This window comes from Phycisphaeraceae bacterium, assembly GCA_020851465.1.
GTDB lineage: Bacteria > Planctomycetota > Phycisphaerae > Phycisphaerales > Phycisphaeraceae > JADZCR01.
Genome location: JADZCR010000001.1, coordinates 204,296 through 219,392 on the forward strand (window position 1 = coordinate 204,296; position 15,097 = coordinate 219,392).

The following is a 15,097-nucleotide window of genomic DNA, read 5'->3' on the forward strand; positions in this document are numbered from 1 at the left end:
CATGCGCCGCGACTTGAATCACTTACCCGTGTGCGTCTCCGCGCTGGCACTCGTACCCTTGGTGGGCAGCCAAACCGTCACGGTCGTTCCCTCGCCGGGCTTGCTCTCGATGGTCACGCGGCCGCCGTGTTCCTCGACGATTTTCCGTGTCACGACCAGCCCCAGCCCCGTGCCGCGCAGTCCTTTGGTGGAATAGAAAGGAACGAACAGCCGACGCCGTACTTCCTCCGGGATTCCGGGGCCGTTGTCGATCACGCGGATCGTCACTTCCTGCGTTTCCTCGTGATATTCACACGCCAGCGTCACCGCGCCCAATTCCGGCTCGACGGCCTCCAGCGCATTACGCAGCAGATTCAGCACCGCCTGATGGATCCCCGCGCTGTCGATAGGTATCGGCGGCATGTCGGAATCGAAGTCGGCGATCAACGCTGCTTTCTTCGCGTCGAACTGGCTTTGCACCAGCACCACGATCTCATCGAGCAGCTTGGGCAGGTTGGTCATCTCCAGCTCGGGCTTGCGCTCCTTCGAATAGGCGAGCATGTTGAGCATCAGGTGCGAGATGCGTTCGAGGTTGCGTGAGACGATGTCCCACCCGCCCTTGACGACCTTCATGTTCTCTTTCTTAAGCCCCAGCTCGACGAGGTCCGCTCCGCCGCGCATGCCTTGCAGGATGTTTTTGATCGAATGAGAAAGCGACGCGACGGTCTGCCCCACCGCCGCGAGCCGTTCGCGGTTAAGCCGCTGCACGTAAACACCTGCGTTCGCCAGTGCCAGTCCGGTCTGCAAGCCGATGGCAGTCAGCAGGCGAAGCTGATCTTCGGTGTAGGTGTAATTCGCCACCTGGCTGTCCACGTGGATCACGCCGTAGAGCTGCTGGCGAAACCGGATGGGGACGCACATCGCCGAGCGGATGCCGTAATACTGCACACTCTCACCGCTGGCGAAGCGTTTGTCGGTCATCGCGTTGGACGAAAGCACGCCCTCGCCATGCCGCAGCACGTGCTGCACGATGGTGCGGCTGACCGTGATGCGCTGGTCGGTTTTGCTTTCCGGCTTGACGCGGTGCCAGACAACGACCGGCTCAGGTCGCTGGTCCGGTGCTTCCTGGAGCAGGACAAATCCGCGATCGACACGGATGTATTCGGTGATCAGGTGCATCACCTTTTCGAGCAGTTGCTCCATGTCGGTCGTCTGGGCGGTCAACTGCACCATGTCGTAGATGACTTTGAGCTGGAGTGCCGCCGCTTCGTTGGCGTCGGGAACAGCCATGATCATGGACTCGTCGTTGGCGGCAACCGTCATCTCAACGACGGTGTCGATCTCCCCCGCCTTGGCGACACGCACGCCATGGGCGCGCTTGCCCAGACTCTCCTGGCCGAAAAGAAACAGCGTCGAGCCGCATTTGATCTGATCGCCCGGATGCAGCACGGTCGGCTTTTCCACACGGCGGCCATTCACCAGCGTGCCGTTGGAACTCTGCAAATCATTGATGATCCACTTACCCTCGTCGGGTGTCAGCTCCGCATGCCGACGCGAAATGTTGCGATCCGTCAGCGGTAACGACTCGCCGGAGCGACCGATGAGCTGCGGCTCGTTGTCCGGCAAGCGCCAGCGGCGACCTTTATCCGGGCCCTGAATGACGGTGAGGATGAGCATAGGGTCATGCGTTGCAAAACGAGGCTGTCAACACTTCATCGTGATCCGGGGGGCGAGCGATTTAACACATCCCGCCTTTGATTCGTTCCTTCCACGCCTTGAGCTGCGCCTGAAAGCCGCTGACACCCGCGTTGCCGTACGTCTGATAGCGCTTGACGACGTTTTCCGCACCGAGCCAGTCGTAAACGTCTCGATTTACCGTGCCCTTTTTCGCGCCTGCCGTGTCGCAGGCCGTTTCAAAATCCTTCACCGCCAATTGCGATAGCTGGACCAGCCCACGCTCCTCACAGGTCCGCACCAGCGAGCCGACCACCTGGTGAGCCGTGCGGAACGGCACGCCTCGGGTCACGAGATATTCCGCGAGCGAGGTCGCATCGAGGAAGCCGCGGTCGAGCGTGGCCTTGATTTTCTCCTCGTTGAACTTCGTCGTCGCGACGATCCTCGCTGCCATCTCCAGACAATCGGACACCACATCGTAGGCTGCGAAAACATGCCGCTTGTCTTCCTGAAGGTCGCGGTTGTATCCGACGGGAATCCCTTTGAGGATCGTCAAGAGCGCGACGAGGTGGCCGTACACGTTGCCGCACCGGCCACGAATAAGCTCAAGCATGTCGGGGTTGCGCTTCTGCGGCATCATCGACGAACCGGTGGTGTATTTAGCGTCGAGCGTGATAAAGGAAAACTCGGTTGAACAGTAGATGATCCACTGCTCCGCCCAGCGGGAGAGCCAGTTGGCGATGGTGGTCAAGCAGTAGATGAAATCCAGTGCCGCATCTCGGGAGGCCGTGGCGAAAATGCTGTTCTCCTCAACGGTGGTCGTCATGTCGATGCTTTTCGCCATCGCGTCGGACAATCCCAGAGCGTTGGACAGGAGATTTGCGATGTCGCCAGGAATGTTTTGATCCAGCAATTCTCCTGCGACCGCCATGCGATCCAGCGGCAGCGACGAGCCGGCAATGGCACCGGAACCCAGCGGCGATCGATCGAGCACGCGCAATGATTCGATCCGTTGGATACATACCCCGAACGCCCGCGCCCAGGCCATCAACTCCGCGCCCGCTACGATCGGCTGGGCGCGCTGAAGATGCGTGTAAGCGGGCATGACGATGTCGCCCTGCTTGTCAGCCAGTGCAACCAGCGCCTTGAGCAGATCAACAATCCGTTCGCGCAGATGCTCCGACTCCTTGCGGACCCAGAGCAACAGATCAAGAGCCACCTGATCGTTGCGGCTGCGCCCCGTGTGGAGCTTGCGCCCCGCGTCACCGACTTTTTCAATCAGTGCCGCCTCGATGCACATGTGGACGTCTTCAAGCTCGATTTTCCAGCCCGGCCAGCTCGCGCCGTAATCCGCTCCGGCAGCTTCGATTTCTTTTTCGATCTCCTTGAGGCCGCGCTTGATCTCACTCAACTCCTGCTTAGTGATGAGGCCGACCTTTTCGAGCATGGTCGCGTGGGCGATCGAACCGGCAATGTCGTGCTTATACAGCCGGCGGTCGTAGGAGAGCGACTCGACAAACCGTGACGCCAGCGGATCACCGCCGCTGCCGGACTTGCCGCCCTTGGCGTGTTCCCAGGGTTTGACGACGGGCTTGGCGGAGCGGACGGATGCGTTTTTCGGAGATTTAGAGGCCATCCGTGTAGTTTAACGGGTCCCGTCTCAACGACGAGATTGCGACAGGCCGCCAATCGCATGAACTGAGATCACGCGGCACTCCATACCGGAGGCGGAACGCTGCGGCTGACAGCGGTTGAACCGCAGCCGAATCGCTTATGCCGCTTCGCGTGATTGCGAGTCATCACCATGATGGCGGTGATGAATACGGATGATTTTTGCAAGGAAGCCAGCGAGCATCGGCGCAATGGTGTTACATGCCTCGACGAAGCTGGACTCAAACGGCTGCGCTCCGTCGCGGAACAGCGCGATCGAGGCGAGCACTTCGCCGTCGTGACGGCAAGGGAAGGCCACGATGTGCGCATCTTCGAGGTAGGCCGCATCGTCGCCGATCCACTCGACGAGCGTCGTGTTGTCGGTGATGTGCAGAATGTTCGACCGGCGCGCCAGTCGCGGAGCCAGCACGTCAGCCAGATGCTGCAACAGGATATCCGCCGACTCGGAGGTGCAGTCGTAATTCACATAGCCGCCCAGTGAATACTCATCGGAGGTCGAGGGCAGAAAGATCGCTGCGTTGGTGGGGCCGGCCTTGTGGAGGAGATGTTCGAGCGTCTTGCGCAGGAGCGATTCGAGATCAAGCTCGTTACCCACCACGCCGGCAAACTCGCTGGTCTGCACCGCCTGATGCATCTGGGTCGCCAGTTCCTGATAGGCAGCCACCAGGTCGCTGCACAGCACGTCCACCTGCTGAGTAATCTCATCGCGCGAAGCGTTCAGTTTTTTGCAGATGCGGCGAAGACGCTGAACGCGCTGCTGCACCGCGCGATGGGTATGCTGTCGTTCAAGAGCGCGGCTGAGCGTGGCGCGGACCTGATCAGCCTTCAATGGCTTGACGATTACGTCAGCCGCCCCGGCGCGCATCGCTTCAACCGCGAGAGCAAAGTCAGCGTGATCGGTCATGACGACTGTTTGCGTGGCGAGCCTGCCGCGTTGCAGTTCTTCCGCCAGCGCGATGCCCGATCCATCAGAGAGTTTTTCGTCGATCAGTGCCAGGTCGATGCACGCGGAGGCGATCCGCTCTCGAGCTTCGGCGGTATTAGCGGCTTCAATCACCATCGTGGGAGTGCCGCGCAGGCTGCGCAGGATCGCACGGCGACTCTGCGCCTGACCATCCACGATCAACACCCGCACTGCAGGGGGCGTTTTCGAGGAGCTTTGGGGCACTTCCACACTTCGACGGGTCACACCAATCTCCCTGGTCCGGTTCGACAATCCGTGCCGACGGTGAGCGGCAAAACGCAGTCGCTCCGTTTGGGTATCGGCGTTCGGCGCGGGTCAGTTTGGTGACCGGAAGTGTTATTCGATGTGAAATTTCACAGCCGCCGACGATAACTGCTCACGCGGCTGTCGTGTCCGCCGTCTCAAAATCCACCTCATCCAGCGGCAGGAACAGCGACGCGGTGGTGCCCTCGCCCACCTTGCTCCGCAACTCGATCCACCCGCCATGCGCCGCGGCCAACTGCTGCGCTCGGGGCAGTCCCATGCCTACGCGACGGCCCGCCGTCTTGTTGCTGAAAAACGGATCCATCGCATGCGCGAGCGTGTGACCATCCATCCCCACGCCGTCATCATTCACCTGCACGATCAGATGCCGCTCGACCGGCTCAACCCGCACGGTGACATGAACCCCGGTTCGCGGTGAGGCCTGCAAACCGTTCTCGATCAACTCCGTAATCGCGGACTGAATCTGACTCGCATCGAGCGAAACCGAAGGCAGCTTCGTCTTGATCTGGAGATTCACCGGCTTGTCATTCGCGCCCTGCTCTTTGCGTACCCGCTTGATCGTTTCCTGAAGCAGCGCACCGATGTCGGTCGGCTTCGGATCGGCGCGGGGCGGATCGGCGAACATCCGCAGCGAGGTGATCAGGTCGCTGAGTCGATGCGCCTGTTCGAAAATCGTCTGGGCTGCTTTCTGTTCTTTGGTTCCCGGCGGGAGCGAGATCGAGAGCAGTTGGCTGCGGCCGGAGATCACAGCCAGAGGATTATTCATCTCGTGGGCGGCACCGGCAGCCATCTCGCCCAGACGAGCCATCGATTCCGTGTGGAGCAGCTTGTCCTGTGCCTCAGCCAGGGCGCGATTCGCCTCGGCGAGTTCCTCACCCATGCGACGGGCACCGTCATGCTGACCGGCGGCGGCAATCGCAGAGCCCCAGGTGCTCAGCAACGCTGAGAGCTGCGGCCACGGCGGAAGCTGGGTCTGGTTGTGCAGCAGCACCGCTGCGGTGCCCCAACCGCAGGACAGCGGCAGAAGTTTCACCTCGCGAAGGTCCGGTGCTTCGAGCAGATAGTCTGCGATCCACGGAAGAATCTGCGTCAGGTTCATCGACACCGGCTCACCCTCACCCAGCCGCGTCAGGTCCGGCGCCAGCGGCGGAGGCTCGATGTATTGCGACCGCAACGGCTGCCCCTGCGTGCCGTACTGCGCAATGAACCACGGCTGGCCTTCCTGCTCCGACTGCTGGAGCAGCGCGTAAAACCCCTCACCCAGTGCTGTGCCCGCATTACTGACAACGAGGTTCATCACGTCGAGCATGCTTCGGCCCGGCTGTGCTGCAGCGTGAAACGCTCCGATCGCGTCGAGCACCTGCGACTGCTTCGACAAGCCCCGACTGCGCCGCTCCAGCGCACTGTTAAGCCGGCCGAGCACTTGATTGGCCTGCTCGATGGACTGGAGATAGAGGTCGCGCGACGGCCGATCTTCCAGTCCCAGCGCGCGGGCGCGTTTTTCCACTTCTTCGTGAAGTCGCTGCGCGACGCGCTCAATGCGGTCGGGATCGAGTGCGAGTTTCTGTGCCAGCTCGCGCGGCGTCTGTTTGATCTGGAAGTTCCCGCTGTATCCGAGGTGCTGCTGTCGGACGATCAGGTCCGCCAGCCCCACGAGTCCGATGAGTCGGCGATGATCCAGCCGCGGCAGCGACTCGTAGGATGAGCCGTGCAGCCAGATGCAGTCCTGGAGTCGGTGCGGGAGCTGCCACTGCTCGGCGATGCGTTTGCCGGCGGTGTGATGGTCGAGTCCGATGATGCGTCGTTCAAACTCGGCGATATTCCCCTGATTGAGATCCGTCAGCTCGATGACGCGAGCAAAACTCTTGGGCAGGACGTGATCCAGCGCAACCTTGCCGATGTCATGAAGCAGACCGGCGACGAAGGCTTCGGCGGGCGGCAGGTCCGCGGGCGAGCCGTGTGCGGCGGCGATAAGCTCGGCGGCGATTCCCACCGCCAGACTGTGCCGCCAGAAATCCACACGATCGAAGCTGTCGGGCTTTTCCTCCTTGCGCGACTCGTGCGGATCAAACGTCTCGAAAATCTTGATCGACAGCACTGCGTTGCGCACCTCGGTGAAGCCCAGCAGCACCACCGCCTTGTCAATGGTCATGACATCCGTGCGCACCCCGCGATCAGCCTGACGGCAGAGCGAGAGGATTTTGGCGGTCAGCGACTGATCGCCCATGATCAGGTCGGTGACCTGTCGGGCGTTGGACTCATCGCTGGCGGTCAGAGAAAGCAACCGCGTCGCCACCACGGGAAGCGTCGGCAGAGAATCAATCTGCCGGAGAATCAGTTCGAGGCGTCGAGTCTTGGAAAGGTCGGTGGGCATGGGTCGCAAAAGTGCTGGAGTAGTGGCCGGTGGCCCGGTGAACTCGACGATTCGTTATGAAGCTCGCGGTACGACCTTTTTCGGAGCGCGGCTGGCCGGGTCTGGATTTCACAGCACCAGCAATTCGCCCACGCGCGCCAGAAGTTTTTCGATGTTGAAGGGCTTCTTGACGAATTCATCGGCACCAGCCTTGAGCAGCTCGTCAATTTCGTCCTGATTTACCACGCCGGAGACAATGATGATTTTCATTCCCGCCAGATCAGGGTTGGAGCGGACGGTTTTGCAGACGACGTTGCCGTTGATATCAGGAAGCATGAAGTCGAGGATCATGAGGTCCGGCCGAAATTGTTCGGTCAGCACACCAGCGTCGTAGCCGGTCGCCGCAGTCTTGACCTCGAACCGATCGTCCCGCGAAAGGACGTCAACGAACAGCTCGACAATCTGCTCGTCGTCATCGACGATGAGAATCCGACGTTTGCCGCCTTCGAGGCTGTCGGTTGGAATGTTGTTTTCCCGCATGAAACGGATCAATTCCTCGCGGGGGATCCGTCGAAACTTGCTGCCCGGTACGCGGAAACCACGCAGCCGTCCGCTGTCGAAACAACGGATGATGGTCTGCTGAGAAATCTTGCAAACCTCGGCAGCTTCGCCGGTTGTAAAAATCTGCTTGTTGACGAGGTCGGTGGTTTCAGGCGTTGACATAGCCAGAATCTCCCTTTTAGGGCAACTATCAAATATTCCAAACTACCCAAAATCTCCACTTTTACAATCGGCATGGGAGCAATAAGACTTGACGGAGATACCGGGTAGGGAATGGGTAGCTGCGACAAACAACCGTTAATTAAGAGTTGCCAACTCCGCGTTTAACGCGAAACACGGAGTCAGCGTCAGTTTCGACACGTGACGGGGGCGAGGCTCAGTAACGCGGATAGGTGTAAAGCGTGCGCGACAGTGACTCGCGGCGGGCTCGGAGGTAAGCCAGCTCCCGATTCACACGATCCATCTCGTCATCGATTCGATCTCGTCGGCCCTCGGCGGCGGCCATGTCTTTGGTCGCTCGATTGGCGTCGGCAGAGAGCCGTTTGTAGTCGCCTTCGATCTGCTCGCGTTCGGACGTGGCTGTCTTGTAGGCCTCCTCCGCCTGGGTCCATTCCATCCGCGCTTCAGCGCGATCACGGCTGGCCTTCACATAGCGCGGGTCGGCATATACCGCCATGACCAACTCACCGCGAACCGCAATCGAATCGAGAACCGCAAGGCTGAGCGTGAGCTGTGCCTTGCCGAAGGCAGGCTCCATCCCAAGTGCGCGCTGCTCCATCCGGGTGGTGACTCCCTGAAGCTGGAGCAGATCGTTGGCGGCGGCGGTTTTGGTCTGCCGCGTGGCATCACGCGAATCTTCGATCTCGTCGAAGTGCCGCTGGGCAGCGTCCACCTCGTCCTGTGCCCGGCGAAATTCCTCCGACTGTTTCAACGGCTTGAGAATCTCATTGCGCACGGCCAGATATTCCGCGCGGGCTTCCTTGAATTCACGAGTCACTTCGAGCCACGCCGGTGATGTGTCGATCGCACCCATCAACCGCTTGTGCAGAACGCGGAATTGCGTATCGGTTTTTTTCGCGTTGGCTTTTGCAGCGTTGAATCTCTTTTCGGCAGCCTGGTGTTGCTTGACGATCGCCTGGCCGTCCTTACGCATCTGTTTGAGTCGGGGCGTGAGCTGATTGAGTCGATCCTCCATGTCCCGCGCTTCGTCCCGCGCGTCACGGTAGTCACGCCGAAGTTGTTCGAGATAGAGTTGCAGCGAATAGATCTGTTGGTCGATGGCTGTGATCTGGGCTGCGGGATCGGTCTGCTGAATGATCTGTGCGGCTGCGGGAGTGAGGATAAATCCCAGCGAGGCCAAAGGCACCACCAGCCGCGACAGGAACAACAAACCCAGCGTATCGAGACGATCACGGATTGGTTTACGAGTCCATGTCACGGGGATCCCCATGATTCATCATAAGGCGGCTGCGGTGATCTCTTGCACAAAAAAGCGTGAGCGGTGATCGAGGTAGTGCCGCGTCATCAACATCATGCTCACGAATCGCGGCGTGGAGAGGCTCATCAGCCAGCCTCAAAGAAGCGGTGATCTGTCCCGCCCGGTCCAACCCTTGCCCGGACGGGTGTGCCGCACTTGGGGCATCGGCCTTCGTAGGCTGAGCCATCGGCGTTGCGGTAGATTCGTGAGTAGGTAGCGCAGCAGCGCCATTTCACCGCCAGCCAAGGCCGTCCGCGCATGGGTGCGGGCGTCGCCTCCGCCGGCGCGGGAGGTTTCAAACCCTGGATGTCGAGGATGTAATCCGGGCTGGACATTCCGATGTCATCGGCATTTTCACAGCTCCCGTTTGAGGGCCGCTGCAAAACGGGATTCTCCGCAGGCCATCACCGTGAGGCTTCCGCGGCGTGACGGGTTCAGACGGCCGCAGGCTGATTCCGCGGTTTGTTCTCGATCCTTCCCAGCCACATCGACAAATCCCATTTCGGATCGCCGGTGAGGAAGCGCCAGAGTTTGACGCGCTGCACGTACTCAATGCGCACTTCGTTGCCGTACCAACGGTGGTTGGTGCTGAGGATCTGTCGAATCTCCGGATCGTCGATGTCCTCTGTGTTCCACAAGCGGAGCTGGCGCACGGTCGGATTGACGCGGAGCTTGAGCATGTGCCGCGTGCGGTCGGTGAGATTGGGCTGGGCACAGTGCCAGATGCCGTGATGCGTGGCGATGACGGTGCCGGCCTTGCAAACGATGCAATGCTGACCGAGGAAGTTTTGATAGCGGTTGATGTCGAACGTGTTGACTTGTCGGAAGTGGCTTCCGGGTACGACCATGGTGCCGCCCATCTCACGCGGCGTGTCGTGCGGGAAGTAATAGAACTGCACGTCGAAGTGCGTGCGCGTGTCGATGATGGCGTCGGCGTGCAGAGCCTGCGCTTCGTGGCGGCCGGGGGGAACGGTGTGGTTCGCGTGATGGTCGTACAACGGGTCAGGCCCCACGAGCGAGTGCATGATTCCCTGAAAGCGCGGGTGGTCGAACACCGCACGCACACCGGGCATGTTTTCAAACATCCGCGACAACGGCGTGCCCGACTTCGCGTAGCCATACCAACCGCCGGTCTCCTTCGACTGAAGCTCGGCAAGAGCCTTGGTATTAAGCTCGGCAGGGATGAGACTGTCGAACTGAAGAAAACCATCCGCGACAAAGCGCGCCATCTGCTTACTGGTCAGGAGGAGTGATTTATCCATGTGCGTGATCCCTGGAGCTTCGGAACAATTTCTTCCGGTGCGGCGAAACGAAGCGCGAGGCTTCATCGTCACGTCGCAGCGGGCACGTTCTCCGGTTTGTTTTCCAATCGTCCCAGCCAATAGCCTGCGTCGAATTTCTCGTTGCCGGTGATAAATCGCCAGAGTTTGATGCGCTGCACGATTTCGATGCGGTCGTCGTTGCCGTACCAGCCGTGGCTGCGACCAAGGATGCCGTCGATTTCCGGGTTATCCAGATCGTCGGTGTTCCAGAGTCGGAGCTGCCTGACCATCGGGTTGAGTCGGACCTTGAACATGTAGCGTGTCTGCTCGGTGTGATTGGACTGCGCACAATGCCAGACGCCGTGGTGACCGACCACGATCGTGCCGGCCTTGCACACGATGGGGTGCTGGCCGAGGAAGTTCTGATGGCGGGCGATATCGCTTTCGTTGACCTGCCGGAAATGACTGCCGGGCAGAAACATCGTGCCGCCCATTTCGCGCGGCGTGTCATGCGCGAAGTAGAAAATCTGGATGTCAAAGTCCAGCCGGGTGTCGATGATGGCGTCGGCGTGCCACAGGTGCCTCTGCTGCGCACGCGGCGGAACAATGTGGACGTGGTGATGGTCGTAGCGCGGCTCCGGGCCAACGAGCGAGTGAATGATCGCACGCACCTTCGGCAGCGCGAGCATGGCACCGACGCCCGATGAATCCCGCCACTTGCTCGACAACGGCTCACCTCGATAGCCGCCGCTGTGTGGCCAGGGCTGCTCCTCAAACTCCCGGATCGCAGCTCGATTGATCTCCGGCGGCACCAGTTGGTCGAAACGGAGAAAGCCATCCGTCACAAAGTTGGCCATCTGCCGGGTGGTGAGAAGATTCTTTGAGTCAGACATGGCTTGATCCGTTACCAATGCTTCCGCTGCCAATCATCAGACGGACGACTGCTGCTTTTGCGGCACAGGCAAATCCACGTCCACCATCTTTTCGAGTACGTACTCGAACTTCAGATAACTGGTGGTGTATTCCATACCCGGATAGGCGGGGATCTGTTGTGGAAGCTGAATGACGCGCCAACCGTCCTTCATCGCTTCGAGAACAGAGTCATACGGCGGACGGTCGCTGTCACCCGTGGTGTGCGTTTCCCGGCCGGTGCCGTCGTAGATGGTCCAGGCTCCGACACTCGAACCTAGGTCGGGAGTGCTCAGGTAGAGAATCATGAGTTGCTGACGAAAAGTTGGCATGTCATATCCGCATCAAGATCAGGAATCGAAAAAGCGAAACTGCTGCAGAGGTCATTTTCGCAGCGCGCGACGCGGGCATTTTAACGAAGGCCGACCGGATCACGCACCGCCACGGACGGCGACGGATCACATCATCCGCAACTCCGATCCAAGCCACCCCATCCGCCCCGAATGGAGCGGAAAGAAATTTGCAAAATAAAAAGTTCACTATGCAATAAACTATCCCACTTAGACGTTGTACTGTTGTATTTTTATTTTACCGAAGGTCGAGAGACACCCGGCTGCGACAATCGACTCGTGAATCACATCAAAGCTCTGCTGCGAACCGCAAAACCAAAGGACCACGATTGACAGGTTTAACACGTCCAACGAGCTTGGTAATTTTCCATATCTCTTTTATTTGAAGTGTATTAGATAAAAATTGCGCCTTTTGGTTCTGGAATCAGCGTCGGGATTGGTCGGCGGGTCTGCCGTGCTCCGCAGGCCGGGTAAAGGCTCTTAACATGTGGACTTTTCTAACCTTGTCTGCTATTTTTATGCTCCTGCGGGCAGATTCCGCAGTCGTGGGAATTGTGCGTAGTGGTCGTTCGCTCGGGCGCTGCGGGCAAACCCCATGGGTTCAGGGCTTCTTGTCTTCATGGACCGTCCTGGTCCTACCCTGCCCCATTTTTAAGCCAATCAGAGCGCGTTTCGGTTGTCCGGCCCAATGTCAGGCCGGGCGATGGCCGACACGAAAGAGTGGGTACGGCGAAAGCCGTCAAGGCTGTCCTTCTATGAACAGGTCCACGTCTATCGCATTGATTCTCGCGCTGGTGATGTTCCTCAACTTTGTCGCCTGGGGCCTCTCCCCTCGCGGCACGGGTGACATCGAGGCCCATGCCTTTTCGCACCTCCCGGGTATCACCTACTCGCCCTACCGTGAAGGACAGGATCCCACCAAAGGGAGCATTCCCAACCCACGGCTGATTGATGAAGACTTCGCCATCCTCAGCGGCAAGGTACAGGCGATTCGTACCTACGGCTCAACAAAAGGTCTGGAAGTCATCCCCGCGCTGGCAGCCAAACACGGGCTGCGGGTAATCCAGACCGCATGGCTCGACGGCAACCGCCAAACCAACGAGGCGGAAATCAATGAGTTGATCGCCAGCACGCACCGCAATCCCAATGTCGAAGCCGTTCTGGTCGGCAACGAAGTGGTGTACCGCGGTGATCTGGCGGACCCCAACGATCCGCAGAACAACTGGGTGACCTATCTGCCCGCAGGCGTCAAGCCGACCAGCGCAGCCAAGGCGGATGAAAACAACCCGATCGAATGGGAAGCCGCAAAACGAGCCAACACCCATCGTCAAAAGCAGACGGTCGAAGAACTCATCAAGCACCTTGATCGCGTGAAGAAAGAGAGCCGCTTCGGCGTGCCTGTCAGCGCCAGCGAGCAGTACCACGTTTATCTGGAGCACCCAAAGCTCGCCGAGGCTGTGGACTTCATCGCCATCCACGTCTTCCCCTACTGGGAAGGCAAGACGGTGGACGAAGCGGTGACTTTTGCCGAGCAGAACATCGAAGCGGTTCGCAAAGCCTATCCGAACAAGGAGGTCGTCGTCACTGAAATCGGCTGGCCCAGCGGCGGGGAGTTCCGCCTCGGCGCAGTACCCAGCGCGTGGAATCAGGAGCAGTTTGTCCGCGAGTTTGTCAGCCGGACGATGCAGCGGCGCTATTTCATCTTCCAAGCGTTTGACGAGCCATGGAAAGGTGTCGGCGACGCGCAGTTAGGCGACAGCGAAGGCAGCGTCGGCGCACACTGGGGTCTCTGGGATAAGAACCGTCACGCCAAGTTCGACTGGGAAAAGCCTTCATACGCGGGTGTGCCGTGGATGACGCAATGGCTGGCCGCCACCGCCGCTGGCATGATCCTCAGCGCCGTCTTCATCTTCCGCTATCACGAGAAATTCCGCTTTGAAGGACTGGCTTTCTTCTGCGTCATGCTTCAGGCAGCCGTCTCGGTCCTCACCTATGTGGGGCTGGTGCCGACGATGGCGTGGCTGACGCCTTCCGCCAAGCTGCTCTGGATTCTCCTTTTCCCTGCGCAGCTTGTGATGATGGGGATCGTCATCATTCAAGCGCAGGAGGTCAGCGAGATGCTCTGGGTCAAGCGGTGGCGTCGCCGGTTTGAACCCCACGTCCACCCGCTGCCGGCGAATCGTTACCCGATGGTTTCACTGCACATCGCCTGCTGCAACGAGCCGCCGCACATGGTGATCCGTTCGCTCGAATCACTCGCGGCGCTGGACTATCCGAATCTTGAAGTGCTGGTCATCGACAACAACACGAGCGATGAATCCAAATGGAGACCGCTCGAAGCCTGGTGTGCCCAGTCGGGCGTCGCGGGACAGAATCGGTTCCGCTTTTTCCATCTGGAAAAATGGCCCGGCTACAAGGCCGGCGCGTTGAACTTTGCCCTCACGCAGACCGCACCTGAGGCGCAGGTCGTCGGCGTGCTCGATGCTGACTACATCGTCAAGCCCGAATGGCTGCGCGAGGTCATGCCCTACTTCAACGATCCGAAAGTCGGCCTGGTGCAGGGACCGCAGGACCATCGCTCCTGGAAGAAAAACGCCTTCAAGGAAATGATGAACTGGGAGTATCGCGGATTCTTCCACATCGGCATGGTTCATCGCAACGAATACGATGCGATCATCCAGCACGGCACGATGTGTCTGATCCGCAAGTCGGCTCTGGAACAGGTCGGCCGCTGGGGTGAATGGTGCATTTGCGAGGACGCGGAGCTTGGTCTGCGTCTCATGCAGCACGACTACGAAACCGTGTACATGGAAGAGTCGTACGGCTTTGGCGTCGTACCCGACACGCTGGCAGCCTATAAGAAACAGCGGTTCCGCTGGGCCTACGGAGCGATCCAGATTCTCCGCGGGCACTGGAAGAGCCTGCTCCCCTGGTCGCGCAACGGCCTGTCGCTGTCGCAGAAGTACCACTTCATCGCCGGCTGGCTCCCGTGGCTGGGTGACGCGCTGCACCTGGTTTTCACCCTGCTGCTTTTGCTGGGTACGGCTGCGCTGGTCTTTCTGCCGCGTCACTTCATGATGCCGATCGTTGCGTTCCTCATCCCGCCGATGGCGCTGGCGGTGTTCAACATCGTGCGCTCGGTGTGGCTGTATAAGGAGCGGGTCGCGTGCACCTGGCCGCAGCGCATCGGGGCGTGCATCGCCGGGCTGGGATTGACCTACACCATCGGTCGGGCGTGTCTGACGGGGCTGGTGTATTCCGGGCGTCCGTTCTATCGCACGCCCAAGTGCGAGAAGATGTCCGCCCTGTGGCGCAGCCTTGCCATGGCGCGTGATGAAATGGTGCTGCTGACGCTTCTCTGGTCGGGTATCGCGGGCATCGTCTATATTCGAGGAAGCTGGCAAAACCCGCAGACGCTGGTGTGGATGACGAGCCTGGCGCTCCAGTCGATCCCGTACCTCGCGGCCGTGGTGACTGCGGTGGTGGCAGGCACGAACCTGCAATCGCTCTCAGTCTTCGCCGGGCCTTTGGCGCAGCGCGGTCGATGGACGCAGCTCGAAGCCCGTCGCGCCCGCCGGATGCGCTCGGTGGTGTCGGCTCCAGCCAACAGTTCCGCCGCCACGACGTAAAAAT

11 protein-coding genes are annotated in these 15,097 nt (G+C 59.9%); 1 reads left to right on the forward strand and 10 read right to left on the reverse strand.

Features of this window, described 5'->3' with window-relative positions:
• Positions 1–18 precede the first annotated feature (18 nt).
• The 10 genes from IT444_00765 to IT444_00810 form a co-directional block, all read right to left on the reverse strand.
• Positions 19–1,656 (reverse strand): FHA domain-containing protein, encoded by a 1,638-nt coding sequence (locus IT444_00765; GenBank protein ID MCC7191285.1) that lies wholly within the window; start codon positions 1,654–1,656, stop codon positions 19–21.
• 61 nt (positions 1,657–1,717) lie between these two features.
• Entirely contained in the window at positions 1,718–3,289 is a 1,572-nt protein-coding gene (locus IT444_00770) for an argininosuccinate lyase (protein MCC7191286.1), read from the reverse strand.
• Between the two features lie 135 nt (positions 3,290–3,424).
• Entirely contained in the window at positions 3,425–4,513 is a 1,089-nt protein-coding gene (locus IT444_00775) for a response regulator (GenBank protein ID MCC7191287.1), read from the reverse strand.
• A gap of 151 nt (positions 4,514–4,664) precedes the next feature.
• Positions 4,665–6,926: an HDOD domain-containing protein gene (locus tag IT444_00780; GenBank protein ID MCC7191288.1), complete on the reverse strand. Its 2,262-nt coding sequence runs from the start codon at positions 6,924–6,926 to the stop codon at positions 4,665–4,667.
• Positions 6,927–7,034: 108 nt separating this feature from the next.
• The gene (locus IT444_00785) at positions 7,035–7,628 is read right to left on the reverse strand and encodes a response regulator (protein ID MCC7191289.1); all 594 of its coding nucleotides are present in this window, start codon (positions 7,626–7,628) and stop codon (positions 7,035–7,037) included.
• A gap of 214 nt (positions 7,629–7,842) precedes the next feature.
• On the reverse strand, positions 7,843–8,916 hold the full coding sequence (locus IT444_00790; protein ID MCC7191290.1) for a hypothetical protein: 1,074 nt from the start codon (positions 8,914–8,916) through the stop codon (positions 7,843–7,845).
• 113 nt (positions 8,917–9,029) lie between these two features.
• Positions 9,030–9,278, reverse strand: a complete 249-nt coding sequence (locus IT444_00795; GenBank protein MCC7191291.1) for a hypothetical protein — start codon at positions 9,276–9,278, stop codon at positions 9,030–9,032.
• A gap of 99 nt (positions 9,279–9,377) precedes the next feature.
• On the reverse strand, positions 9,378–10,205 hold the full coding sequence (locus tag IT444_00800; GenBank protein ID MCC7191292.1) for a phytanoyl-CoA dioxygenase family protein: 828 nt from the start codon (positions 10,203–10,205) through the stop codon (positions 9,378–9,380).
• 68 nt (positions 10,206–10,273) lie between these two features.
• On the reverse strand, positions 10,274–11,098 hold the full coding sequence (locus tag IT444_00805; protein MCC7191293.1) for a phytanoyl-CoA dioxygenase family protein: 825 nt from the start codon (positions 11,096–11,098) through the stop codon (positions 10,274–10,276).
• A 36-nt stretch (positions 11,099–11,134) separates the two neighbouring features.
• Positions 11,135–11,446 carry a hypothetical protein gene (locus tag IT444_00810; protein ID MCC7191294.1) on the reverse strand — a complete coding sequence of 104 codons (312 nt, stop codon included), beginning with the start codon at positions 11,444–11,446 and terminating at the stop codon, positions 11,135–11,137.
• A 773-nt stretch (positions 11,447–12,219) separates the two neighbouring features.
• Between IT444_00810 and IT444_00815 the strand changes: the two genes are divergently transcribed.
• Positions 12,220–15,093, forward strand: coding sequence for a glycosyltransferase (locus tag IT444_00815; GenBank protein ID MCC7191295.1), 2,874 nt, complete (start codon positions 12,220–12,222; stop codon positions 15,091–15,093).
• Positions 15,094–15,097 lie beyond the last annotated feature (4 nt).